Raw genomic sequence first — 23,352 nt, 5'->3', positions numbered from 1 at the left:
AAGCTTGGCCAAACAACGGCCAAACTTTGGGGAACGTTGCGCGGGCTCGGTACGATCGGAGCAATCCGAACGCAATATTCGCAAAGTTCCGCGGGCCGAATTGACTCATATCTGACAAGCCGCGGGTCAGGCAGAGAGGGCGCAACTCCCGGAGCGGCTGACGGCCGAGCGCCACCCACCCTCAAGGCCAAAGCGAAGCCGCACGGTTCAACGCCAAGCTGTGTCGCCGCGATCTGCATCCGCTCTCGATGATGGCCCGCGAAGTCACTTTCGGACGTATGATGGCCACCCCCCCGATCCTGGGTCCCGGCTCTGCGCCGCGTCCGGAACACGAAAGCTTTTGGGTCAACGACCGATCTCCGTTCCCCGAACGCAGCAGACGCGCAGCGGCGCGCCGCAGGGCCGGTGCCCACGCGCCGGGTCCATGGTCATCACCCCGAGGCGTGACGCAGCCAGCATCGTCGCGCAGGATTGAATCGATCCGCTCGTCCGTTCCCGACCATGTGATGCGTTGCCTGACTGAGTCGTGGCATGGCATGCTGCGCGCGTGCAGTGCAGTAGAGGTTTTCGACTTTTTCCATTCCGCGGGTCTTGCGACGCATTCGTATCGGCATCATTGTTTAGCCGCGTTGCGGCGCGAAGGCTTTCCGCAGTTCGCTCCTCGCGCGCGCCCCTCGACCTCTGTGAACCCAACGACAATGTACAAGCTCTATTCGATGCAGCGCTCCGGCAACAGCTACAAGGTCCGCCTTGCGCTGGCGCTGCTCAACGCGCCCTATGAGGCTATCGAGGTCGACATTCTCCGTGGCGAAAGCCGCACGCCGGAGTTTCTGGAGAAGAACCCCTCAGGACAGGTGCCGCTGTTGGAAGTCGCCGAAGGACGCTACCTCGCCGAATCCAACGCCATTCTCTGGTATGTCTGCGGCGGCACGTCGCTGGCGCCGGAGTCGCGGGTCGAGCGCGCCGAAGCGCTGCAATGGATGTTCTTCGAACAGCACGCGCTGGAGCCCAATATCGGCGCCGCATATTTTTGGCTGTCGCTGGTCAAGGGCGGCCGCGACCTGCAGACGCATGCGCTGGAGGACTGGATGGAGCGCGGCTATGCGGCGCTTCAGGTGATGGAAAACCATCTCAAGGCCCGCGCCTATTTCGCGGCCGGACAACTCACGGTCGCCGATATCGCACTGTACGGCTACACCCATGTCGCTGACCGCTGCGACTACGACCTCGCGACCTTCCCTGCCATCCGCGCCTGGCTGCGGCGGGTCGAACAGACCCCCGGTTTCGTGACGATGGACTGGCAGCCGGAAACCGAGGTCGACGACCAGGCCGGCATCGCTGCAGGCGCATAGCCAGCCTCGCCCCTCTCACTTTCGCGCGAGCACCCCGCCAAAAGTTAATAATAGCGGGCATAACGTTAACCTTTGCCGCGATTCCGCCATTTTCAGCCTCTGATCGCCGCAATATTGCCGGTGATCGTTGCAAGATTTTCCTGATGAGGAGCGGGTGATTCGTCCCGCGTTACAAGGATTTAGACCATGATGCGGTCACCCGGCGCGGTCGGCTTCGAGAGCAGCCGCGCGCCCGTCGCTTCTTCCCGATTGCTTGGTGCCATCGCCACCTCGCTTGCGATCGGCACACTATCGCTTTGCCTCGTGGTCACCCTGACGGTGCTATCGATCAAGGCCACCGTCGCGATGCCTATTCCGTGACAGGTCCAGCCTTTTTGTTTGCATCATTGGACTAGCGAACGCGCGATGATCAGCATCGCGATGTAGACCAGAATGAAGACACCCGTCGGCCTTGTGACCGTCGCCTTGACGGTAGCGATCCTGCTCGCCGTCTCCTTCCTGATCGCCACCGGCACGCGCGGCGAAGAGCCGGCGTTCGACTCGTCGGCGGGCGAACTCGAGGTTCGCACCATTGCGAGGGGCCTCGTCAATCCGTGGGCGCTGGCATTCCTACCCAATGGAACGATGCTGGTGACCGAGCGTCCCGGCCGCATGCGCCTCGTCAGCGCGGAGGGCCAGGTCTCGCCGCCACTCAAGGGCGTGCCTGACGTGTGGGCCTCAGGCCAGGGCGGCCTGCACGATGTCGTCACCGACAAATCCTTTGCGCAGAACCGGACCATCTATTTCTGTTACGCCGAACGGACCGCGGGCGGCGGCCACACCACGGCCGCGCGCGCAAAGCTGAGCGACGACAATGGCCGTCTCGACGAGGTCAAGATCATCTTCCGCCAGCAGGGCCCGCTATCGTCAGGGAATCACTATGGCTGCCGCATCGCGCAGGCCGACGACGGCAATCTGTTCGTGGCGCTCGGCGATCACTTCACCCATCGCGACCAGGCGCAGAATCTCGGCAATCATCTCGGCAAGCTGATCCGGATCGCGCCCGACGGATCGGTGCCCCCAGGCAATCCGTTCGCCGGCCGCACTGATGCCAAGCCGGAGATCTGGAGCTACGGGCACCGCAACGTGCAGGCGCTCGCGATCAATCCCGCGAGCGGCGAGCCCTGGGAAATCGAGCACGGACCGCGCGGTGGCGACGAGGTCAATGTCGTCGGCAAGGGCAAGAATTACGGCTGGCCGGTGATCGGCTACGGCATCGATTATTCCGGCGCGAAAATCCACCAGAGCACGGCCAAGGACGGCATGGAGCAGCCGCTCAAATACTGGGTGCCGTCGATCGCGCCGTCAGGCATGGCCTTCTACACCGGAAAGCTGTTTCCGAAATGGAACGGCAGCCTGTTCACCGGCGCGCTGCGCAGCGCAATGCTGGTGCGGCTGACGCTGAACGGCAACACGGTGACGTCGGAGGAACGCCTGCTGCAGAACCTGCACGAGCGTATCCGTGATGTCCGCCAGGGACCCGATGGCGCGCTGTGGCTGCTCACAGATAGTTCGAACGGACGGGTATTGCGGGTGGCGCCGGCGGTGAAATGACGACGATCTGAACAAAAGCGTTCACCATTTGTGGAAGATCAGAAACGCACCCGCGGCGATGAGGAGAAAGCCGAGTGCGTGATTCCACGCTAGCGGCTCCTTCAGGTAGAGCACCGAGAAGCAGGCGAATACCACCAGCGTGATCACTTCCTGCATGGTCTTGAGTTGCGCCGCCGAATACACCGCGCTGCCCCAGCGGTTGGCCGGCACCGCCAGCCAGTATTCGATGAAGGCGATCCCCCAGCTCGCCAGCACCACCATTGGCAATGGGCTTTCCTTGAATTTCAGATGGCCGTACCAGGCAAAGGTCATGAAGATGTTGGAGGCAAACAGCATCAGGATCGGCAGCAGCGTCGGCGAAACAGTGGGCATCGATGTCCTCTTGCAAAATGTCGAGCAGCTCAATGGTCGGGTGCGGTACCCCGTTCCTCAACTCGATATCATTTGATTTCAAAAATGCGAAAGTCTTACGCATGCCCGCAACGCTCTCTTAGGACTGGCGGCAAAAAGGCGTGCACAATCGCAACAATCAGGCATGCTCGCGTCTTATTCCCGGCAAGTGGCGAGAACGGGTATGCAGTTAGACTGGCGCGCAATCTCCGGTCCGGCTCTCACGACAGCGACGGCGATGATCGCCTTCGTCGTCGACCGGCACTTCGTTGCAGTCCCCAATCCTGCGCCGCTATTCGTCTGCATCGTCGCCTTTGCCGCTTCCATCAGCGGCATCGTCTCCGGCATGGCCAGCGCCATCATTGCGGTGACGTCATCGGCGCTGTTCTTCCTCAACCACCGCGCTACGCCCGGTTACGACATGTCCGACCTGGCGCGCATGCTGCTGCTGGCGGCGACCGCCGGCGGCACCGCGCTGATCACCGGCTTGTTGCGGAAAAGATGGGTCGATGCGTTCGCGTGGGAGAAGAAGCATCACGCTACCGCGGAGCGCCTGTCGGCCGCGCTCGACCAGGTCGATATCGGCATCGTGCTGCTCGATTCCGCCACCCGCGCCGAATTCATCAACCGCGCCTTCCGCGACTATTTCAAGCTGTCCGACGAGCAGGCCGACAGCAAGCCGCCCTTCATCGCGCTGATGTATCACGGCCGCGACACCGGCGCCTGGCAACTGCCGGAGGACGAGTTGAGCACCTTCATCGCCAAGCGCACCGAGATGATACGAACAGGCGATTCCACGCCGATCAACGTCGATCTCGCGGACGGACAGGTGCTGCGCTTCACCTGCACGGCGCTTCCCGACGGCGGACGCATGCTGAGCTACACGCCGGTCACCGACCTCGTTCGCCACACCGACGATCCCGGCAGCGCGGAGTATTATCGCGCGCTGCGCGGCAACCATCGCAGCCTCGCTGGGCACCTCGGCGCCGCGGAGTAGCGAAGCGATAAGTTGATCGTCTGCAGCCACATCTGTAATAATCAACAGACATCCCTCGTTGCCGCGTCCCTGGCGCGCCATCTCTTAACCAAAACGGAATCGCGCATGCCTGGCGACCTCACCATCCGCTTCGTCACCCGCCAGGACTACGCGCAATGGCTTCCGCTATGGGACGGCTACAACGCCTTCTATGGCCGTTCGGACGCGACCGCGCTGGCACCCGAGATCACGGCGATGACATGGGCGCGCTTCTTTGATGCTTATGAGCCGGTGCATGCGCTGGTGGCCGAGAGCGGCGGCGAGCTGCTCGGGCTGACGCATTATCTGTTTCACCGCTCTACGACCATGATCGAACCGAACTGCTATCTGCAGGACCTCTTCACCAGCGCCGCAGCGCGCCGCAAGGGCGTCGGCCGCGCCTTGATCAACGGCGTCTACGAACAGGCAAAGCTCGCCGGATGCTCCCGCGTCTATTGGCAAACGCACGAGACCAACCACACCGCGATGCAGCTCTACGACAAGGTGGCGGACCGCTCCGGCTTTGTCGTGTACCGCAAGATGCTCTGAGGCACGGCTTTCGGCCGACCTGTGGATAAGTTCAGCTGTCACGCGCGCGTAACAAAGCGCGGCTAGCCTGCCCCTGCGTCTGATCAGGCCCCCCGTCTCAGATCACGCGCCCCAGCGGTCCCCGTCAGTCGCCGCGTCTGACCGGGGCCGCATCTTTTTGTGCCGCATAGCTGCCAAGCGCAGGCGCTGGTCACCCCGCTGCTTGCGGGTCGAAGCTGCGCGCGCCACAATGCGCCCTCTCCCCGCTCTTCCCACAGGATCGATCCATGCAAATTCGCAACCTCGGCGGCTCCGGCCTGCGTGTTTCCGCCGTCGGCCTCGGCTGCAACAATTTCGGCCAGCGCACCGATCTGGAGACCTCGCGCAAGGTCATCCACAAGGCGATCGACCTCGGCATCACCCTGTTCGACACCGCCGACATCTATGCAGGCATGGGCGGCTCCGAGACCGTGCTCGGCACGGTGCTCGGCGACCGCCGCAAGGATATCGTACTGGCAACGAAATACGCGAAACCGATGGCGACCGACGGCACCAAGCAGGGCGCCTCACGCCGCTACATCATGTCCGCGGTCGAGGCCAGCCTGAAGCGGCTGAAGACCGACTACATCGATCTCTACCAGCAGCATGAATACGATCCCCTGACGCCGATGGAAGAGACGCTGCGCGCGCTCGACGATCTCGTGCGCCAAGGCAAGGTCCGCTACATCGGCAATTCGAACTTTCCGGCCTGGCGCATTGCGGAGGCCGAAATGATGGCGCGGCAGATGAACGTCAACCGCTTCGTCTCCTGTCAGGATGAATACAGCCTCGTGGTGCGCGGCATCGAGAAGGATTTGCTGCCGGCGGCGCAGGAATACAAGCTCGGCCTGCTGCCGTTCTTCCCGCTGGCGAGCGGCCTCCTCACCGGCAAATACAAGCGCGGCACTGATGCCCCCGCCGATTCCCGCTTCGCCAAGGCCCCGGCGCTGAAGGACCGCTACGTCACTGCGCGCAACGAGGACATCGTCGAAAAGCTCCAGTCGTTCGCACTCGAGCGCGGCCACACCATGCTCGAACTCGCCTTCTCCTGGTTAGCCCAGCGCCCGCAAGTCGCAAGCGTCATTGCCGGCGCCACCCGCGTCGAACAGGTCGAGCAGAACGTGAAGGCGATCGGCTGGACGCTGAGCGCCGAGGAGATGGCGGAGATCGATCGGATTACGAAGGGATGAGGGCTTGCGTCCTCTCCCCCCGCAACTGAACGCCTTCCAGGCTGGACCTGTAGAGCGCAAATGTCAGCAGCGGCCACAGCGCGTAGGCGTGATTGGCCTTGCGGTCCGCATGGTCCCGCCAGAGCTCGCGGATCGCGTCGGGTTCAAGATACGGCTCGAAAATGTAGCGCGACCGCTCGAACGCATTTTCGCACAACGGACGCAACGGACCGCGCAGCAATCCGGCCAGTGGATTATTGAAACCCCGCTTCGGCGCATCAGTGATCTCCGCCGCCGCGCCCTTGCCGCGCAGTGCTTTCCGCAACAACGGCTTGGTCGGCCCGCGCAGCGGTACCAGCAGGTCGAGGGCGCAGCGCCCGGAAAATTCCATGATGCGCCGGTCGAGAAACGGCACACGGATCTCGACGCCGTTCGCCATGCTCATCGCGTCCGTCTTCATCAGCAAACCGGTCGGAAGGTGATAGGTCTGGTCCGCGATCAGGCAGCGATCCAGAAGCGTTGGCCCGTCCGCCTGCTCGATCGCGGCCCTATAGCCGGCCATCGGGCTTTGCTCCGCGAGGTGGCGGAGCGCGGGGCCGTACAGGCGGGGAATGAGGAATTCCGGAACATAGCGCCGCCATTCGGCATGGGCATAGGGACCGCCGGAGGCGATCCCGAGCAGGAAGCGCGACAGCAGCGCAGTTGCCGGCAACCGCGTCTCGTTCGCTCCCGACGAGGCGTAGGTCCACCTTCCGGCCGTTCTCGCGACGCCCCCCGGAATCATACCGCCGAAGCGCTCGGCCAGCCGCGATGCCCGGTAGGTCGAGTAGCCGCCGAAGAACTCGTCGGCGCCGTCGCCGGAAAGCGCCACTGTGGAATTGCGGCGCAGCTCGGCGGTCAACAGCAACAGCGGACCGGCGCTTTCGTCCGCGACTTGGCCATCGAAATGGTGCACAACACGGGCAAGCGTAGCGTCGGGCACCGGATCGTCGCTCACCTGCACGATCCGGTGCGGCAGCGCGGTCTGCCGCGCCACCATCGAGGCGATTTCCGTTTCGTCGTGGGATTGCTCGGCAAACGCGGCGGTGACGAGCGGAAATTTGCCGCGTCTGGCGACGGAATAGGCCACCAGCGAACTGTCTATGCCGCCGCTCTGCAGGATTCCGACCGGCACGTCGCTGATCAACTGGTCGCTGACGACCTGATCGAACAGGGGCAAGAACGCATCGACGGCGTCGTCGAGATTCTTAAAGTCTCTGGTCCGCCGCGGTCGCCAGAAACGCCGTAACGCCTCGCTGCCGTTCTCATAGACCACGATCGAGCCCGGCTCGACCTGGCGAACGTGCCGCATCGTCGTCGTCGTTGGCCCGACATAACCCATCGCGAAGAAGCGATGCAGCCCCTCTGGTTCCATCTCGCGCGGGTGCTCCGGATCGGCCAGCAGTCCCTTGATCTCGCTGGCGAAGCGAACAACGCCGCCCACCTTCGAGAAAAACAGCGGTTTGGTTCCGATCGAGTCGCGCGCCAGGATCAGGCGCTTCGCGCCGGCATCCCACAGCCCGATCGCGAATATTCCCTCGAGGCGCGAGAACAGCCCCTCGCCCCAAGCGAGATAGCCAGCCGGCAGGATTTCGGTATCGCAATGCGAGCGGAAGGTGACGCCGAAATCCCGTTCGAGTTCGGAACGCAGTTCGGCCTCGTTGTAGATCTCGCCGTTGTAGGTAACGGTTATTCGGCCGCTCGGGTCGCTCATCGGCTGCCGGCCAGCCGAGGAGAGATCACGGATGGCCAGACGCCTATGTCCGAAGCCGATTGCGCCGTTATGCCATGTTTCGCCAGCGTCGGGGCCGCGATGCGACAGCACGGCGGTCATCCGGGCCAACACGGCCGGATCGACGCTGCGACCATCGAAATTCAGGATACCGGCGATACCGCACATGGACTGGATCGGATCAGGACTGCGTGAGGAGCGAGAAACGGGAGCAATAACGCATGGGCACCGAGGATAGCGCGCATGCGCGGCACGAACAATGAACTAGCCCGGACAATCGATCGCCTTTCCCGGATATGAGGCAAACCTGAGCAGCCGGATGCGGCCGGTATCGATCACCTCCGCGGCTTCGCGCGACGCGAACACGCCTGGCTCGCTCCCTTTCGGCAACGCGAGCACGACATTGAAATCGCCGCATACACGCGCCACGACCTTGTCGACATCGTCAAAATTGTCCGCATGATGGACCAGCTTGAAGGCAGTGCCTACATGCACGGAGATCGGGTCAGCTTGAAGAACCGGCGATACGACGACGTCCTTGTAGGCCGTGTTGCGGCCAATATCGCTCCACATCAGGTAGGCATCGCGATCGACCCGTCCTCTCAAAGCATAGCTTTGGTAGTCTGTCACATCCACGGCGTAGTAGAGCGCGGGTCCGGCTAAAAGCAGGCCCATCACCGCGAGGCCAGACCGCCGGGACGGGTCACTGGACTCGCCAATCGACTGTCGAACCAATATGAAAGCCGCGATCGGCAGCAAGGCGAACGGAACCATGGAATAGGCGAACAACGCCTTCGAGATCGCCCACCGGTGAATGAACGTATGCTGATAGATCACCAGCATATGCAGATAGAACGGGACGGTGATCAGCAGCAGAACTGACATCGTCGCAAAGATCGACCGGCGTTCGAAGGGGTCACGGGCCCGCCGAAACGCGGTGATGAGCAATCCCAGCGTCACCAGCGTGGAAACCGCGATCAGCGGGAACGCAAACTGCGAATAATAGTCCTGGTGCATCTCTTCGAAGAAGGCCTTGGCAAATCCGGTGATGGGACTATCAGCGGTCATGTTCATCCGCTGCAGGATTTTGTAGAATAGGTGCTTGATCGAGGCAGAGGCACTCATCGCGCCCGGCGCCAGAAACCGCCAGGCAAGGAAAATCGAAAAGGCCGAAAACGGCAGCAACAGCAGGCCGAAAAACCGGCGCAGATTCATCCGCTCGAGGACGCCGGCATATCCGGCGACGAAGCGGCTGACCAGCCAGAAGATGAACAACGTGTAGGACAGCCAGTCGACGAAAAATGCCAGATAAATTGTGGTCAGTTGCAGGGCAGTGATGACCCATTGGTCGCGTCGCGACCTCGCGCCGTAATACAGCACCTCGAGCAGCAGGAATATAGCGGTGAATATCAGGACCGCGGTCACAACGTCGTAGATCTGCGAAAATGCGTAGATCAAGCCGCGCGAGAGCAAAATCGGAAACGCAACTCCGAGCGCAAGCAGCCCGCTGGCCACGCTGCCGAGCCGGTTCATCAGCGCGAGATTGTAGACGGCGAGCGCGGCCGACAGGGCGATCAGCCCGTGCATGATGACGTTGATCCAATTGATCAGCGGGATGCTCGGCTGGATGCTCAGAAATTTTGCGGCAAGGTAGACGATGACAAAGGCGCCCGGCGGCCAGGAATCGTAGATGCCGCGCAGCTCCATCGTCGGCGTTTCGATGGAGAGCGGCGCGCGCGGGGTGGCGAACAACAAATGCCGCGCGCCCTCGTCCCACCAGATCCGCGCCCACATACTCGCCGCCGCCGTGGTGACGTCGGCGTCAAATACAGGGATTTGGTCCATATAGGGAAGCCGTTGCCGGAAGGTATAAAGCCACACCACCAGGACGCCAAATGCGACCAGCCCACCTACCAAACGTCGAGAACGCATGGAATCTTCCTAAGCGCCAATCCGCTCCGCGGTTGATATCGCGATTGCGCGGAGTTATGCAATGAATGCCGATTCTGCTCAACCTGCGAGGCTGGAAACCCCCTATTCAACTTTAGGGAGCACGCACGCTAGGCCACTTTCGCCGGTCGCGTTCCGACCACCGTCCAGCTGTATCCGTAGCGAAAGTGCGTTTGAATGTCGGCAAAGCCGTTCAATTCGAGCAGGGCGCGCGCCTCGGCTTCGCAATAGTACTTCGCATACGCCGGTCTCAATTGATCGTATATTACCAGATAGCGCTTCGAACGCGAAAACCGGCCCAGCACGTTCTTGACGTAGTCACGGAGAGGCAATCCAGGCATGAGACGGCAGGCCAAAATATAGAGGTCAAGCGCCAGCAACAGCACATGCGCGATTGCCGCTACTAAAAAATGTGGAAGTCGCGTGGTCAGGACGCGCAATGCACGAATGCCGGTTACGATGACGCCGCTGCCCTCCTTCCCATAAAGCCAGACAATCATCTTCCCGCCCGGGCGCAGCGCATCCAGCGAAGCGGCGATCACGGGGTCGGGATCCGGGATATGGTGAATTACGCCGATCGAGACGACAAGATCATACGCACCTTCCGCGGGAATTTCGTGTCCCGCCCTATTGAGGAGCACCACCCGGTCTGCATCGTCCGAGAGATTGCGCGTCAGCACCTCGAAAGCCGCCGACGGTTCTATCGCGGTGACCTCTTTCGCTCCGGCCTGCAGGAGCATTTTCACAATACGACCCGTACCGCTGCCGATCTCCGCAACGCGCTTCCCTTCCAGGTCCTCGAGCCTGACCAAGGGCTCGAGGGTTCCCTTCAGAATGCCCACGTCTCCGTAATATCCTTCATTGTCCGTGTAACGCAGCCATTGATCCCCGAAATCAGATATTGTCTCATTTGAGAGGCGGGACTGGGACGCTGTAGTGCTCATCGTGCTTCCTCAACGACATCGCGGAATCCGCCACCGGGGTCCGAACGTTCAGCACAGCCGATTGGCGAAGTTCCTCGTGGACGGCCTGGCTGGGATGGAGGATCGCTGACGGCTGTTGATATTGCGACGGTACGAAGCTATGCAATAAATCTGCCTTTTGCGCAACTCTCGCGGGAGCGGCGGAAGGCATTGTAACTAAAATCATTTTGCGAATCGGATGATGGATAGCTCCCGTCAGAAACAACATTACGCCGACATCCACGATGCCTACGAGGCGCACTATTACGATGCGTCATCGATGAGATATCGGTCGCGTTTTATCTATGACTGGCTGTTCGATCGCATCGATCTGAGCAACGCCAGCATCGCCGATCTTGCCTGCGGCAGCGGGCACAATTCACTGGCCGTCATGGAACGCTTCAGCGGCGTGCGTACCGTCGGGTTCGACATCTCCGAGCCGGCCTGCGCATCGTACCAGCGCACGACGGGAAACGCCGCGCAGCTGCTCGACCTGACGCGGCCCGCCGAGATCAAGGAGCAGTTTGACGGCGCGATCGTCGTCGGCGGGCTTCATCATTGCGTCATGGACCTCGGGCAGACGTTGCGTAACATCGCAGCGATGGTGAAGCCGGGCGGCCACCTGCTGATGATGGAACCAAGCGCCGATTTCGCACTCAACGTGGTACGGGACAAATGGTACGCCTCGGATAAATATTTCGATGCGCCGACCGAGCAGGCGCTGTCGCACGATGCCATCCTGAAGCAGGCTTCGCCCTACTTCGAAGGCGAAGCAGTCCGCTATTTCGGCGGGCTGGCCTATTTCCTTATCCTCAACAGCCTCATCATGCGCGTGCCTCTCGGCGCCAAGCCGGTGCTGTGGCCGATCGTCAAACCGATCGAAGTCGCGCTCGGCGGCATTCCATGGTCCGGCATGTATCCCTGTTTCCTCGCCAAATGGAAGCGCACCGCCGTGCCAGTTTCCGGCGCCGCCACCGTTCGATAGGGCTTTCCGTTGAGCAAAGACATATCCGCAACCCAGCAAATGGCGCCGACCTTCTCCAGCGCCATTGCCGATGCACACAACTACATGGACTGGATCATCGGCACCATGCACCCGTATTTCGGCCATGACGTGCTCGAAATCGGGATCGGCCACGGCAGCTATTACGAATATCTCGGCAAGCTCGGCCGCTATCGCGGCGTTGACATCGATCCGGACAACGTCGCCAATTCGCGCGCGCGATATCCTGACGGCAGCTTCGAGCTTGCAGATATCACCTCAGACGAGTTCAGGTTGAGCCTTCCGCCGGGCAGCGTCGACACCGTGGTGTGCTGCAACGTCATCGAACACATCGAAGACGACAATCGCGCGGTCTCCAACATGGCCAACGCGCTTGGCCCTGGCGGTCATCTATTGATCCTTGTGCCGGCGCTGCAGCAGCTTTACGGCGACCTCGACCGGCTCGCCGGCCATCACCGCCGATACAACAAGCCGCTGATGCTGAAGGCCTGCGCCGGGGCGCCGATCGAGATTCTCGAACTGCGCTATTTCAACCCGATCGGTGGGCTGGCGTGGTGGATCAACAGCTTTGCGAAACACGAATCACTGGATGATTCCGCGGTCAACGCGCAGATCCGGATTTTCGACAAATATGTGCTGCCGATTTCGAGGCTGGTCGATCCATTGACCCGCGGCTTCTTCGGCCAATCCCTGATCTGCATAGCGCGCCGGACATGATCTCGATCGTCATCCCCGCATTGAACGAGGAGCGCGGCATCGGCGCGACCGTCGCGAACATCACCAGCGTGCTGGCTGCCGCCGAGCTGGTGCCGTTCGAGATCCTCGTGGTCGATGACGGATCATCGGACGGCACCGGGAAGGCCGCGGCGGAAGCCGGCGCCCGGATCATCCGCCATCCCCACAACGTTGGTTATGGCCGGTCCCTCAAGAAGGGGATCGAAGAAGCATCGTACGACATGATCGCCATTTGCGATGCAGACGGCACCTACCCGGCAGCGGCCATTCCCGACCTTGTCCGGCTTTACAACGAGGGCTTCGATATGGCCGTCGGCGAGCGCCACGGCCCCCACTATCGGCAATCCGCACTCAAGATGCCGCTGCGTGCGATATTGCGCTTCCTCGTGGAGTGGACCGCCGGCCGCCGCATTCCGGACATCAATTCGGGCCTGCGCGTGTTCAGCCGCACCGCGGCGATGAAGTACTTCCCGCATCTGTGCGATACGTTCAGTTTCACGACGTCCATGACGCTCGCCTATATGATGACGCGACGCTTCGTCACCTATCACAAGGTCGACTATTTCGAGCGAACTGGCAGCAGCAAGGTGCGCCTTTTCAAGGATTCCCTGAAAACGCTGCAGTACATCATCGAAGCGATCGTCTACTACAATCCCTTGAAGCTCTTTCTGCTGTTCAGTCTGATCTGCACCGTCATCGCCGCGATCACGATGCTGATCTCCCTGTACTTCTCGATCGTGACGGGAATCATGCTCGCAGTCGGCACCGCGATGGCCGCGATCATCATGTTCGGCATCGGTCTGCTGGCGGTGCTGCTCAAGCAGATCATGGACAAGGCCTGAACGCGGCGAATTACCGGTGCGTGCGCTCAGCTCACCAGCCCCTGCATCGGCTTCACCGTGGCACTCTCCGGGAACACGCTCTCCGCCAACACCTTCTCAGCCAGCCCGAACTGATCCTTCAGCACGCCTTTCATGACCGCGCGCAGATCGGTGGTCGGTGCGAGGTCGCGGCCCTGATAGAGGCTCGCCGGCTTCAGCCCCGGCCAGTCCGCGATCACCCGCCCGCCGTTCACGGCGCCGCCGGCGAGCAGCGCGACCGTGGCGGTGCCGTGGTCCGTGCCTTGCGTGCCGTTGATGCGCGCGGTGCGGCCGAACTCCGTGGCGACCACGATCACCGTGTCGCGCCAGCGCGGCCCCAGCCCGGTTTCGAATTCGGCGAGTGCGCCGTCGAGCCCACCGAGCAGTTGCGCCAGCCGGCCGACCGGGCCGCCTTCATTGGCATGCGTGTCCCAGCCGTCGAAGGCGAGCGCGCCGATCCGCGGCCCGTTGTCGGCCGCCATCAGCCGGGCCACGCCGCGCGCCGCCAGCCGCATCGCGGCTGCGCCGCCAGCGCCGGGTTTCGGTTTCATGTCGTCGCCCTGCGCGGCCTTGTCGAGCGCGAGGCCCTGCTTCAGCGCCGAGCCCAGCGCAGCGTCCCGGTGCTGATAGAGGTCGAGCAGCCGCATGGCGGTGTCCTCGCTGGCCTGCGGCAGCGCGAGCGGCGCCCAGCCAACGGTCGGTGCCGCGCCGCGCAGCACCAGCGGCGTGATCGGGCCGACAGCGAGCCCGCTCGTCACCCGCTCGCCTTTCGGCAGGCCTTCCAGCGCGCGGTTGAGCCAGCCGGACTGCACCCGCCCGGGGCCGGCAAAACCGCTTTCGAGCACGTCCTGCCCGTCGAAATGCGAGCGGTCGCGATAGGGCGTCGCCACCGCGTGAATCACCGCGGCTTTCTTCTCGCGATACATCCGCGCGAATTCAGGCATCGCCGGATGCAGTGAGAAGAAACTGTCGAGCGGCAGCGCCGCGTTCGGCCCGCCCGACGACAACGCGATCGCGCCGTGCAGGCCGGCGTAGTCAGGGTCGCCCGTTGGAGCGACGGTGGCGAGCCCGTCGAGCGCGCCACGCAGGATCACGAGCACCAGCCGCGGATCGCGGCCGTCGGCCGCGCGCGCAAATTTCGGCAGGTAGGCCCACGCCGCAAAGGAGGCGCCGCCGAGCAGCACGGCACGCCGCGTCGTCGGCAATGACCGCACGTCTTCACAGCAGCCCATTGTCGTTTCCATGGACGTCATCTCCTCTGGAATTCCGGCGACATCAACAACAGCGCCAGCGCCTGCTGCCGCGATTCCGCGCGCTCGATGGTCCGCCGCGTCTCCACCGACGCGGTGTCGGCGGCCGCGAGCTCGAGCAGGTCGCGCGTATCGACGCCCTCGGCGAGCCTTGATGCAATCTGCGTGGAGATATCGAGGCGCAATTTCATGCCCTCCGGCGCCAGCCATGCGGCGTTGCTATCGGGAAAGCCGTTCGGCCCGGCCGGCGACCATAATGGCTGACCGAGCGCCCTCAGGCCGGCGAGATAGAGGTTTGGATTGTTCGGAATCTGCGCCAGCAGCCGGCCGGCCGCGACGAGAAATTCGTAAGGCGAGCGGATCTTGGTGAGCGGCGCGCTCCAGGCCTCGTCGGAATCGACCAGCGCCAGCGCCAGCGCCTTTAGATCGCCGTCGGTTTTCGTGAAGACATCGGCGAGCCGCGCCACCAATGCCGGTGGCGGATCGTCCGATACGAAATGGCGCGCAAATTTTCCTGCGATGAATTTCGCGGTCGAAGGATGCCGCGCGATATCCGCCAGCACCGCCTCGCCCTGCGCCACGCCTTCGGCATCGTAGACCTTGCCCATCACCCGCTGCGCGCCCGGCTGGTGCGCATTGGCATTGAACACGAAGGTGCCGGGCGCGCCGAGCTGGCCCAACCTTCCCGCATAGGTCCAGCCCGTGATGATGTTCGCCAGCGACGTCACGTCATCCTGCGAATAGCCGCCGCCGACGCCGAGCGTATGCAGTTCCAGGATTTCGCGCGAGAGATTTTCGTTCAGTCCGCGGTTGCGGTTTTTCCCGGCGCGCGAATCCGGGCCCAGCGATTGCTGGTTATCGAGGAAGAACAGCATCGCCGGATGCTGCTCGACCGCCTTCAGCATATCGGCGAAGCGTCCGAGCACGTGCGGCCGGATCGCCTCGCGCTCGAACGAGCCGGCCCACATCCGCGCCGGCCCGCCCTTGTTGGCGGAAATGCAGAAATGATTCGACCAGAACACGACAAGCCGCTCGGCAAATCCGCCATCGGCGATGACGGCCCGCTGCAGCCGCGCCAGCGCCTCGGCGCGAAAGGTTTTCTGGATGATGTTGAGCGGTTGTGGCTGCGGCTTTGGCGCATTGGGCTGCATCGCTTCCGCCGGTACCATCGCGCCGGGATTCTCCGCAGGCTTGGCCTGTGGCTCCCTGGGTGACTCCTTGGGCGCCATCTCCATGGCGATGCCGTTGAGGGACAGGTTTCGCCGCTGACCCTTGACTTCGGGCCGCGGTGAAGCGCCTTCGCCTGCAGCCGGCGGGGCGGCCGATTTGGCGGCGGCCTGGCGAGCCTGCTGGATTTCGAACTGATACTCGAACACCGCCTTGCCGAGCGCGGGCGTCGACTGCAGCCCCGGCGCTTCGAGCAGCGCGCGATTGGGACGGCCGAGTTCCGCCTTGACGAAACCGCGCGGATCGGACGCGGCGTCGAGAACATCGCCGGATGCCCCGCCGCGCGCGCCGAAGCCGAAGCGATTGAGCGCAACGAGAGCTGCTTGCGAATCGCGGGCCATCGGATTTCCCTTAGAATTTCCCAGGCGTATAGTGGCGAAGTATAACGCGCCTCAGTGTGAACCCGGGATTAATTCCGCGTCAGGATTCTGCCTCGTTGATGACAGATCGTTTGGAAAATGCGCCCTCGCGCCGCCTCGCCTGCGCCGGCTGCGGCAACGAATTCGGCTGCAACCTGTCCGGCCCCTGCTGGTGCAACGACGAGACGTTCCGCCTGCCGATGCCGGTGGACGGCAGCGATTGTCTCTGCCCGGACTGCCTGCGCAAACTCGCCAGCCAGCGCGCCGGCGCGGGTGCGGCATGAGCGGGAAATGGAACGTCAGTGCCGTCCTGCTCGATATGGACGGCACGCTGCTCGACACCGAGCGGGTCTATTTCGACAGCCTGGTCGCAGCGCTCACCGCGCATGGCTACACCGACGACGCGGTAACGCTATGCCAGGCGATGGTCGGCCTGCCCGGTCCGGAGTGCGAGGCCCTGCTGCAAGCGCGCTACGGAGACGGCTTTCCGCTTGCGGAGGTCAGCCGTTCCTTCGTCAGCAACCGCAATGAAATTCTCGGCGCAGGCTTGCCGCTGAAGAGCGGCGCGATCGAACTCCTGGATGCGCTGCGGGCGGCGGAATGTCCGATGGCGATCGTCACCTCCTCGTCGCTGCGCACGGCGAATGCGCATCTTGAGCTCGCGGGTATCCGCCACCGTTTCGAAACGCTGCTGACCCGCGACGACGTCGCCCGCGGCAAGCCCAATCCCGATCTCTATCTGCTCGCGGCATCGCGGTTCGGCCTGAAGCCGGAGGCTTGCGTGGCCGTGGAGGATTCCAACCACGGCGTGACCGCCGCGCATGCCGCAGGCGCGATTACCATCATGGTGCCTGACATGGTGACGCCGACCGAAGAGTCGCGCGCGCGATGTGCGGCGGTGGTGCCGGATCTGAATGCTGTGCTGGCAATGCTGCGCGAGCGCGGCGCGTTAACGCGAAGCCGCTAGCCATAGCGCTACAAGCGGAGGCATCGATGGCGCCGCCGTTCCTCGCGGAACGATTTCGCCAAGGCCAGCGTTGTCTTTATTCCGTTGATAACGGAGACCATGATGACAAAGACCGCGCCTCCGATTCCCCCGGACAATCGGAGCCCCAAGGGCCCCGGCAGCGCGCCCCGCGTGCCCCTCGACACCACCAAAGGCCATCGCGACGACGAGAAGAACAACATCCGCGAACAGGGCGCACACGGCAATCTGACGCAGAACACCAGCCACCGGCGATCGGGGTGAGAGCGTTCAATCGCGTTCTTCAGATTCGAATTTCAAACAACCAGTCCTCCGTTGTCGTCACCCGCCAACGGGTCGCACAAATGCGCGCCCGATGACAGGCTCCGGCGGGTGATCCAGTATTCCAGAGACGCCTGTGCTTGAGCGGAAAGGCTGCGGCGTACTGGATGCCCCGCCTTCGCGGGGCATGACAATGGAGAAGACACGCCTCTACACTCTCGCGGCGCGAAGTGCCCGAGGTCATGCGATCGGCGATGCCCTCGAAATCGAAGAGGGCGCAGGGAAAGCCGGGTGCCCAAACACCCGCAGTCGTGCGCAAAAATGCACACGGCGGACTGCAGGTGTGCCGGAACACCCGGCCTTCCCTGCGCAATGGTTTTACGGCTTATACCGCGCTCTCCTCGGAGCCGAATTCCTCTGGCCTCCGTCGCTGACGGATTGACGATCGATCGAGACCCGGTTGTGTCAGATCAATCTCCGTCAGCTTGACACCAGCAACGGGTGCCAGGACCACACGGCTTTGCCGTCCGCGGCTTCCCCGACCAGAATGTTTCGATCGGCCCGTATGCTGCCAAACCGAAGTCCTGGTCGAAGCGTTTAAGCGCCGGTCGTCTGCGCGCCGTTCTTTTCGCTCACAGGCCAAGGCCCGCCCTGCGATCAACTTGCGCGCCCGACGCTGCCGCGTCCATCGCCTCCCGCGCCCAACGTCCGTGACGATCGCGATACGCCCCTCTAGCGGGTGCGGGATGGCGGGAGTTGTAGGAGTGATTTGGGGTAATCGCGAAGCGGTTTATTTTTGCTGGCAAGACTGGACCAAGCCATGCGTGATTTGCCCGGTCAGCAGCGCAATCGGTAGTAGTGGCCTCCTGTAAGCGTCGCTTCGGTTCGTCGATTTAGTGGCGCGAAGCGTACCGAAGTCACCTCGCCCTGCTCTTGCGGGAGCCAAGAGCAAGCCTCTCGTCGACAAGAAACGCTTTGTAGCGTATAGGCTACAAGCATCTCGGCCTTGGTAATCCCGGTTACGTTGAGGACTGAAATGACCAAAGCAAAGCCGTTCGATGCAGCCGAATATCTCGACAGTCCCGAGATGATCGCAGCTTACCTCAACGAAGCATTCGAATCCGAGGATGCATCCGCAATCGCTGTTGCCATCGGCACGGTAGCCCGCGCGCGTGGAATGAGCGCAGTGGCGGAGAAGACCGGGCTCTCCCGCGAGAATTTGTACCGGGCACTCGGCGGAGAAGCGAAGCCGGAATTCGGCACCGTCATCAAGGTGCTTCACGCGCTTGGCATCGATCTGGTGGCACAGCCTCAGGGGTCGAAGGCGGCATAGGAGCCGAAAGTCAACCGTCCGCCGCCAGAAACTCCAACGCCTTCTCACGGGTAGGAAAGCGGCCCAGTTCGCGATAGTCAGCGTCGTGCTCGGCTGTTTCGGGCGACCACAGGACGACGAACTCCTTGCCCTCTTGCTCAATGAGCGTTGTCAGTTTCTCGCTTTCATAAGGTGTCATATCCCGCGCGCCACAATGCGGGCACGTGTCGTCGCACATGCAGGACCATTCATCGGCCCATCGACGTCTGCAGCGGTCGCACTTGTAGTGATTCAGGAACCACGCCATGGCCGACCTCCCTAATGCCGCAAACGATAATTCCCGCGCGAAACGAATTCAATAAACCCGCGGTCACGCAAATATTGAAGCTGTTGCCGCATCTTCGGCCTGACGTTCTGGTTGCCGGGATAGAGATCACCGAGGTGCCGTTCGAAAGCATAGACCTCGTCAAGGGTGAAGTCTCGCTTGCCAAGCGACTCCACGCACTTCATCACATCCAGCAACCAGCCGCGCGTTTCCGGGGATTCGTTTCTGAGGAAAAGTGTCTTCTGCCAATCGGCGAGGACGAGTTCTTTCGCGCGAACAACGCTGTTCTGGACGATATGTATCTTGCCGGAGTCTGGAATTCGACTAAGCAGGATGTTGGAGCCGATCCAGCCGGCCCGTCGCGCAGTGGGTGCCAGCGGCTTTCGCTCCTCGATGATCTCCCGGACAAAGAAGTGCTTCGGCACGATGAACAGGTTCACGACCGCAAGCGATTTGAGGTCGTAGTTCATCAGGAGCAGATTCGGATTGTTGCTGACGGCAAGGCGTTCGCATTTGGTCTTGAACGCTCCATCGACGACTCTCGTTCCGAACCTGCCTTTCTGGCTCTTGAGTTCGAATTCCTCTTTGCAGGATGGGCAAAAGAAATCTGCTAGCGGCGAGTTGTTGGGGAAGGATGAAATTTTGGTGTTGCCGCAGTGCGGGCAATAGGCCCAAGCCTTTACCCAGGCTTCGGTCCATGCACGGGCGCTTTGTGAGCCGCTGGTGTAGGCGGATTGGGATTCTTCGAAGCCGAGTTTCATGACGGCGGAGTTGATGTACAACCACTGAGGGAACTATGTTATAGTGCGCCTGGGGGAAGGGCAATGAGCTATCGATATTTACCACTGGATTTACTTGTAATTAATCGAGCAAATGATCGGCATGGTGAACTCGAAAATGAGACAGCCGCGATTGCATGGCTGTTCAACAACTTCGAGTCGCACATGCGAAATCTGGCAAAGGATATTGTCGCAAATGGTCAGGTGTTTGAGCCGCCGTTAGCCTTTCCGGAGGGAGACCAGTTTGTACTGTTCGACGGCAATCGCCGGATGACATGTTTGAAGCTGTTGGAGAAACCGAGAAGGGCTCCGACGATAGAACTGCAGGACTTCTTTTCCGAACAGCGGTCCAAATGGAAAGGGCAGTTCCCTTCAACGGTCCAGTGTCAGGTGGAGACCGATCGGGACCGAATAGACGACATACTGTTCCGTAGACACACCGGCAGTCAGGCAGGCGTCGGTCAATCGACTTGGGACGATCGGATGAAGGCAAACTTCGTCAATCGAACCGGAACAGGTGGTGGATTCAACGCAGCCGATGAAATTGAGAAGCGGCTTGCTGAAGCAGAGATGTTGCCTCAGAAGAAAATTCCGAGATCAAACCTGAACCGACTCCTGTCAGCGGAGGCTTTCCGAAATAGAGTAGGTTTTACTGCCGCGAAGGGAAGATTCGAATTCACCCATGATGAGCCAATTGTCCTTCGAGCGCTTCGTCGCATAGCGGACGATCTCGCAAATCGGTACGTCGTTCTCGGAGATATTTGGGATATTGATGCGAAACGCGCTTATCTAGATCGTTTGGAGGGCGAGGGACTCTTGCCGACTGCCGCGCACTCTCTGGCATCTAAGCAAGACCAGAATCCTTCTCAAAAGCCAAGTAGTGCGCTTTCTCGTCCGACGCGTGTTGCTCGACCGCAAACGAGAACGACTCTCATCCCCAACACAATTTACGCAATCGCTTGGGCCGGAAGAATTCAAAGGCATCGAGCGATATGGGAAGAGCTTCAATTCCACTTGAATCTTAGCGATCATCCGAATGCAATTTCAGTTCTATTTCGTGTGCTCGTTGAACTCGCAACTGAAAATTACATTGAGCAAACTAAGCTAGCGACGATCGTTCAGAGCGATACTCTTGCAAGGCGAGTCCTGAAGGTTGCTCAAGACCTCGAGGTCCACGGCAAAATCGATCAAAGATATCTACAGCTTCTCAGCAAGTTTCCTCAACATGATCAACTGCTCTCTGCTGATACCCTAAATAGGTATGTTCATTCCCCAAATTTCGCTCCATCACCGGATCATTTGCGAGCGATGTGGGATTGGATGGCTGACTATCTTGTTCATTGCCTCAACGCGTAGCTACCGCTTCATCCACTCTGTCTTCCCAGCAGTTCGTCGCTCAACCGCAACTCGTGGCCGCACATTATGCAGCACATAATAAAATTTGTTGTAAGGAATGAGTTGAGAATTTCCGAAGTGTGGCCGATTAAGGCTCGACACAAGTATTTCATTGAAAGGCGAGAGGGCGTTGTATCGCACGTTGGTGTAATTTTCGACGCAGTTCCGATTGATGAGGCGCCGACGTTTTTCAAAACATCAGAATCGATTTCAAAGGGCACCATTTCTCTGAAGGGCAATCGCGTTCAAGAAGCTGTTCAAGGCGTTCGCGCCTGGCAATCTTTATTGGCTGCATATGTGATTATTGACGTGGATTTCGACAACATATCGCAAGAATTTAAGCCTGAGACGGATGCTGAGCGCGAGCGAATTCATATTCTTTCGTTTAGTTCAAACAAGAATGATCCAAACGCGAAGATCATGCATGATTTCTCGATCTTTGGCAGAGCGTTTCTGGCCATTGATCGAGGCGTCGATCTGATCGAGCCAATGGCATTCTTCATAGAGGGACGAAAAGCCCTAGCGGCTGATAGGGTGATCGATTCCTATAACTATTTCTTTCTGTTTCTCGAATCTCGGTTCAAATTGAAGCATCAGAACCGTTTAGCTGCTGAGCAACTGGTGGAAAGACGCGAGTTTCGCGAGGCGGTAGGGTCCATTCTAGATGACGCTATGTCGTGTAACCTCGCCAAGGGAACAAAACTCGCGCTTGACAAGTGGAAGGATGACCAAGGCGCAGTCGCGCTTGAGATCGTTGAACTTCGAGGACGGCTCCGACATCACTCAATTGGAAATCCAAACCGATGGAATCCCAATGAGCAGCAAAAGTATCGAGCGGAAGCCGTATTTCTGGCAGCAGTATGCAGGGAAATCGCTAAGCCGAGCTTTGATGTCACGTGGGCGGATGAGTACGTTCAGGAGTTTGTGGAGCAAGCCAAAGCAATGGGGATGCAGGTGGACGTTTCGGTGGTTCTAACGATCGATGATGGAGCGTTGCCGCGAGAAGTTGGAATGAATTTCAAGATTCCTCAGTTTGAGCCGTCACCGATGTTAGCAAAGACCGTGCTCGAAAATGCGCTAGCCGAATTTGACAAGCACATGCCGGGCGCGCAATTGCTCGGCATTAGGGCGCGGGTCAGACCCAACGGGCCTGAATTGTTCAGGTACGACCTGGGGCCAGGTATTCGCCGCTAATATCGCGCGCTTGACTATACCTACCTCTTCTTCCACCCGCCGCGATGCCCCGGCGCGCCGCCGCTCGATCGCGGCGCCGGCCCCGACCGCCGCGAGTCCGTTGGCTGGAAGATTTTGCTGCCGCTGCCGATCTCCGGCTTGCGCGGTTTGGCGCCGCTGCGGCGGTGGGGCAAGGATTCCGGGCCGTGCATTTCGTCGAGATGGGGCTTGTGGTTGTGGACTTTGGAGGTGGAAGGACCGCCGCTGCGGCTCACCCCGCCCCGACCGCCTGCGGCGGTCGACAGCGCGGAAGCTCGATGCCGCCGATCAGCCCGGCGATCTTCCAAATATCTCGCAAGCCGGATATTTGGGTGCGCTCCCGAGCAGGGCGCCCAATCGCGCGATCGATGCGGTCGAAAGGTTGGCGTGCTCCTGCTCGCCAACCGCGCCGAATTTTCGCACGAAATCGCGCGCTATCGTGCACTTCCAGCATTGTCGCGCATTGCAGGTGCCGGCAGGTGATCGCGAGGAAGGGCGCCGGCGGCGGCGGGACGGGTTGAGCGAACATTGAAGCCGATATTCACCGCGTCACCGCTTCTCGGGAGCTGACCGCGTTCCGGCGCGTTGGTTCCGCATCGGGCCGAGCCGGTCGGCGCCCCGCCTGATGACGAAATGCCGCCAAATAGCAATGCTTCCGTCGGCCGATCTCGAAATGTATCAAGTTAAGGTCCGCTATGAGTTCGCTCGAGGAACCTCCGGCAGTCCCGCACCGCGGCGCATATGACGGGCTGGATTTCGCTCCCGAAGCCCTTAGCCAGTTAGAGCGTCGGGCCTCGCAAGGCGAACCAGCGATTTCGTCACTTCGACCGGTCCTGCTATGCCTTCTGTCGCTGGCGGTGCTTGCACTCGGCTGCAACGC

At 61.1% G+C, this 23,352-nt stretch carries 23 protein-coding genes and 1 pseudogene; 15 read left to right on the top strand and 9 right to left on the bottom strand.

Annotation, left to right across the window (positions count from 1 at the left end):
- The first annotated feature begins 698 nt into the window (after nt 1–698).
- The 3 genes from V1277_RS20905 to V1277_RS20895 all read left to right on the top strand — a co-directional run bounded on the left by V1277_RS20905 (nt 699) and on the right by V1277_RS20895 (nt 2,945).
- Nucleotides 699–1,352, top strand: a complete 654-nt coding sequence (locus V1277_RS20905; protein WP_334417902.1) for a glutathione S-transferase family protein — start codon at nt 699–701, stop codon at nt 1,350–1,352.
- A gap of 186 nt (nt 1,353–1,538) precedes the next feature.
- A complete protein-coding gene (locus V1277_RS20900) occupies nt 1,539–1,712 on the top strand; it encodes a hypothetical protein (RefSeq protein WP_176721808.1) in 174 nt (57 codons plus the stop codon).
- A gap of 72 nt (nt 1,713–1,784) precedes the next feature.
- Nucleotides 1,785–2,945 (top strand): PQQ-dependent sugar dehydrogenase, encoded by a 1,161-nt coding sequence (locus V1277_RS20895; protein ID WP_334417901.1) that lies wholly within the window; start codon nt 1,785–1,787, stop codon nt 2,943–2,945.
- A 21-nt stretch (nt 2,946–2,966) separates the two neighbouring features.
- Here the strand turns inward: V1277_RS20895 and V1277_RS20890 are convergent, their stop codons facing one another.
- Entirely contained in the window at nt 2,967–3,317 is a 351-nt protein-coding gene (locus V1277_RS20890) for a DMT family protein (protein ID WP_334370122.1), read from the bottom strand.
- Nucleotides 3,318–3,519: 202 nt separating this feature from the next.
- Here V1277_RS20890 and V1277_RS20885 point away from each other — a divergent pair, with 202 nt between their 5' ends.
- The 3 genes from V1277_RS20885 (at nt 3,520) to V1277_RS20875 (ending at nt 6,107) form a co-directional block, all read left to right on the top strand.
- Entirely contained in the window at nt 3,520–4,332 is an 813-nt protein-coding gene (locus V1277_RS20885) for a PAS-domain containing protein (RefSeq protein WP_334417900.1), read from the top strand.
- 105 nt (nt 4,333–4,437) lie between these two features.
- A complete protein-coding gene (locus V1277_RS20880) occupies nt 4,438–4,899 on the top strand; it encodes a GNAT family N-acetyltransferase (protein WP_334370124.1) in 462 nt (153 codons plus the stop codon).
- A 266-nt stretch (nt 4,900–5,165) separates the two neighbouring features.
- On the top strand, nt 5,166–6,107 hold the full coding sequence (locus V1277_RS20875; protein WP_334417899.1) for an aldo/keto reductase: 942 nt from the start codon (nt 5,166–5,168) through the stop codon (nt 6,105–6,107).
- Here V1277_RS20875 and asnB read toward each other — a convergent pair.
- From asnB to V1277_RS20860, 3 genes are all read right to left on the bottom strand, one after another.
- Nucleotides 6,094–8,025, bottom strand: coding sequence for an asparagine synthase (glutamine-hydrolyzing) (gene asnB, locus V1277_RS20870; protein WP_334417898.1), 1,932 nt, complete (start codon nt 8,023–8,025; stop codon nt 6,094–6,096). The genes V1277_RS20875 and asnB overlap by 14 nt on opposite strands.
- A gap of 96 nt (nt 8,026–8,121) precedes the next feature.
- Entirely contained in the window at nt 8,122–9,789 is a 1,668-nt protein-coding gene (locus V1277_RS20865; RefSeq protein WP_334417897.1) for a hypothetical protein, read from the bottom strand.
- Between the two features lie 128 nt (nt 9,790–9,917).
- Nucleotides 9,918–10,649, bottom strand: coding sequence for a class I SAM-dependent methyltransferase (locus V1277_RS20860; protein WP_334417896.1), 732 nt, complete (start codon nt 10,647–10,649; stop codon nt 9,918–9,920).
- A gap of 322 nt (nt 10,650–10,971) precedes the next feature.
- On the opposite strand from V1277_RS20860, the gene V1277_RS20855 reads away from it, so the two are divergent.
- Genes V1277_RS20855 through V1277_RS20845 form a run of 3 tightly spaced genes read left to right on the top strand, consistent with a single transcriptional unit; the run spans nt 10,972 to nt 13,349 of the window.
- On the top strand, nt 10,972–11,754 hold the full coding sequence (locus V1277_RS20855; RefSeq protein WP_334417895.1) for a class I SAM-dependent methyltransferase: 783 nt from the start codon (nt 10,972–10,974) through the stop codon (nt 11,752–11,754).
- A 9-nt stretch (nt 11,755–11,763) separates the two neighbouring features.
- Nucleotides 11,764–12,489 carry a class I SAM-dependent methyltransferase gene (locus V1277_RS20850; RefSeq protein ID WP_334370130.1) on the top strand — a complete coding sequence of 242 codons (726 nt, stop codon included), beginning with the start codon at nt 11,764–11,766 and terminating at the stop codon, nt 12,487–12,489.
- Nucleotides 12,486–13,349, top strand: a complete 864-nt coding sequence (locus tag V1277_RS20845) for a glycosyltransferase family 2 protein (protein WP_334370131.1) — start codon at nt 12,486–12,488, stop codon at nt 13,347–13,349. The genes V1277_RS20850 and V1277_RS20845 overlap by 4 nt, the downstream gene beginning before the upstream one ends.
- A 26-nt stretch (nt 13,350–13,375) precedes the next feature.
- Here V1277_RS20845 and V1277_RS20840 read toward each other — a convergent pair whose 3' ends face one another.
- Together V1277_RS20840 and V1277_RS20835 are read right to left on the bottom strand one after the other, a co-directional pair.
- Nucleotides 13,376–14,620: a DUF1501 domain-containing protein gene (locus V1277_RS20840; RefSeq protein ID WP_334417894.1), complete on the bottom strand. Its 1,245-nt coding sequence runs from the start codon at nt 14,618–14,620 to the stop codon at nt 13,376–13,378.
- Complete coding sequence (locus V1277_RS20835) at nt 14,617–16,185, bottom strand: DUF1800 domain-containing protein (protein WP_334417893.1); 1,569 nt, start codon at nt 16,183–16,185, stop codon at nt 14,617–14,619. Before V1277_RS20835 ends, V1277_RS20840 begins: the two co-directional genes overlap by 4 nt.
- Before the next feature lie 98 nt (nt 16,186–16,283).
- Here V1277_RS20835 and V1277_RS20830 point away from each other — a divergent pair, with 98 nt between their 5' ends.
- The 4 genes from V1277_RS20830 to V1277_RS20815 all read left to right on the top strand — a co-directional run bounded on the left by V1277_RS20830 (nt 16,284) and on the right by V1277_RS20815 (nt 18,782).
- Nucleotides 16,284–16,487 (top strand): cysteine-rich CWC family protein, encoded by a 204-nt coding sequence (locus V1277_RS20830; RefSeq protein ID WP_334417892.1) that lies wholly within the window; start codon nt 16,284–16,286, stop codon nt 16,485–16,487.
- Nucleotides 16,484–17,170, top strand: coding sequence for an HAD family hydrolase (locus tag V1277_RS20825; protein ID WP_334417891.1), 687 nt, complete (start codon nt 16,484–16,486; stop codon nt 17,168–17,170). The genes V1277_RS20830 and V1277_RS20825 overlap by 4 nt, the downstream gene beginning before the upstream one ends.
- A 102-nt stretch (nt 17,171–17,272) precedes the next feature.
- Nucleotides 17,273–17,452: a hypothetical protein gene (locus V1277_RS20820; protein WP_334370136.1), complete on the top strand. Its 180-nt coding sequence runs from the start codon at nt 17,273–17,275 to the stop codon at nt 17,450–17,452.
- A gap of 1,033 nt (nt 17,453–18,485) precedes the next feature.
- Entirely contained in the window at nt 18,486–18,782 is a 297-nt protein-coding gene (locus V1277_RS20815; protein WP_334417890.1) for an addiction module antidote protein, read from the top strand.
- Nucleotides 18,783–18,792: 10 nt separating this feature from the next.
- Here the strand turns inward: V1277_RS20815 and V1277_RS20810 are convergent, their stop codons facing one another.
- Nucleotides 18,793–19,068: a hypothetical protein gene (locus V1277_RS20810; protein ID WP_334417889.1), complete on the bottom strand. Its 276-nt coding sequence runs from the start codon at nt 19,066–19,068 to the stop codon at nt 18,793–18,795.
- 11 nt (nt 19,069–19,079) lie between these two features.
- A complete protein-coding gene (locus tag V1277_RS20805; RefSeq protein WP_334417888.1) occupies nt 19,080–19,847 on the bottom strand; it encodes a DpnI domain-containing protein in 768 nt (255 codons plus the stop codon).
- Nucleotides 19,848–19,910: 63 nt separating this feature from the next.
- Here V1277_RS20805 and V1277_RS20800 point away from each other — a divergent pair, with 63 nt between their 5' ends.
- Nucleotides 19,911–21,221, top strand: a complete 1,311-nt coding sequence (locus tag V1277_RS20800; RefSeq protein ID WP_334417887.1) for a hypothetical protein — start codon at nt 19,911–19,913, stop codon at nt 21,219–21,221.
- A gap of 102 nt (nt 21,222–21,323) precedes the next feature.
- Nucleotides 21,324–22,454 (top strand): hypothetical protein, encoded by a 1,131-nt coding sequence (locus V1277_RS20795; protein ID WP_334417886.1) that lies wholly within the window; start codon nt 21,324–21,326, stop codon nt 22,452–22,454.
- A gap of 20 nt (nt 22,455–22,474) precedes the next feature.
- Here the strand turns inward: V1277_RS20795 and V1277_RS35025 are convergent.
- Nucleotides 22,475–22,699 (bottom strand): annotated as a pseudogene (locus V1277_RS35025) (hypothetical protein); the annotation flags it as partial.
- Nucleotides 22,700–23,352 lie beyond the last annotated feature (653 nt).

Origin of the sequence: Bradyrhizobium sp. AZCC 1588 (genome assembly GCF_036924735.1) — a bacterium.
Classification (GTDB): domain Bacteria; phylum Pseudomonadota; class Alphaproteobacteria; order Rhizobiales; family Xanthobacteraceae; genus Bradyrhizobium.
This window is presented reverse-complemented; position numbering and strand designations above follow the sequence as displayed.

Excerpts from the sequence above, each read along its gene's own strand:
- V1277_RS20905 (WP_334417902.1), top strand. The coding sequence starts at position 699 with ATGTACAAGCTCTATTCGATGCAGCGCTCCGGCAACAGCTACAAGGTC.
- V1277_RS20900 (WP_176721808.1), top strand. The coding sequence starts at position 1,539 with ATGATGCGGTCACCCGGCGCGGTCGGCTTCGAGAGCAGCCGCGCGCCC.
- V1277_RS20895 (WP_334417901.1), top strand. The coding sequence starts at position 1,785 with ATGAAGACACCCGTCGGCCTTGTGACCGTCGCCTTGACGGTAGCGATC.
- V1277_RS20890 (WP_334370122.1), bottom strand. The coding sequence starts at position 3,317 with ATGCCCACTGTTTCGCCGACGCTGCTGCCGATCCTGATGCTGTTTGCC.
- V1277_RS20885 (WP_334417900.1), top strand. The coding sequence starts at position 3,520 with ATGCAGTTAGACTGGCGCGCAATCTCCGGTCCGGCTCTCACGACAGCG.
- V1277_RS20880 (WP_334370124.1), top strand. The coding sequence starts at position 4,438 with ATGCCTGGCGACCTCACCATCCGCTTCGTCACCCGCCAGGACTACGCG.
- V1277_RS20875 (WP_334417899.1), top strand. The coding sequence starts at position 5,166 with ATGCAAATTCGCAACCTCGGCGGCTCCGGCCTGCGTGTTTCCGCCGTC.
- asnB (WP_334417898.1), bottom strand. The coding sequence starts at position 8,025 with ATGTGCGGTATCGCCGGTATCCTGAATTTCGATGGTCGCAGCGTCGAT.
- V1277_RS20865 (WP_334417897.1), bottom strand. The coding sequence starts at position 9,789 with ATGCGTTCTCGACGTTTGGTAGGTGGGCTGGTCGCATTTGGCGTCCTG.
- V1277_RS20855 (WP_334417895.1), top strand. The coding sequence starts at position 10,972 with ATGGATAGCTCCCGTCAGAAACAACATTACGCCGACATCCACGATGCC.
- V1277_RS20845 (WP_334370131.1), top strand. The coding sequence starts at position 12,486 with ATGATCTCGATCGTCATCCCCGCATTGAACGAGGAGCGCGGCATCGGC.
- V1277_RS20840 (WP_334417894.1), bottom strand. The coding sequence starts at position 14,620 with ATGACGTCCATGGAAACGACAATGGGCTGCTGTGAAGACGTGCGGTCA.
- V1277_RS20835 (WP_334417893.1), bottom strand. The coding sequence starts at position 16,185 with ATGGCCCGCGATTCGCAAGCAGCTCTCGTTGCGCTCAATCGCTTCGGC.
- V1277_RS20830 (WP_334417892.1), top strand. The coding sequence starts at position 16,284 with ATGACAGATCGTTTGGAAAATGCGCCCTCGCGCCGCCTCGCCTGCGCC.
- V1277_RS20825 (WP_334417891.1), top strand. The coding sequence starts at position 16,484 with ATGAGCGGGAAATGGAACGTCAGTGCCGTCCTGCTCGATATGGACGGC.
- V1277_RS20820 (WP_334370136.1), top strand. The coding sequence starts at position 17,273 with ATGACAAAGACCGCGCCTCCGATTCCCCCGGACAATCGGAGCCCCAAG.
- V1277_RS20815 (WP_334417890.1), top strand. The coding sequence starts at position 18,486 with ATGACCAAAGCAAAGCCGTTCGATGCAGCCGAATATCTCGACAGTCCC.
- V1277_RS20810 (WP_334417889.1), bottom strand. The coding sequence starts at position 19,068 with ATGGCGTGGTTCCTGAATCACTACAAGTGCGACCGCTGCAGACGTCGA.
- V1277_RS20805 (WP_334417888.1), bottom strand. The coding sequence starts at position 19,847 with ATGAAACTCGGCTTCGAAGAATCCCAATCCGCCTACACCAGCGGCTCA.
- V1277_RS20800 (WP_334417887.1), top strand. The coding sequence starts at position 19,911 with ATGAGCTATCGATATTTACCACTGGATTTACTTGTAATTAATCGAGCA.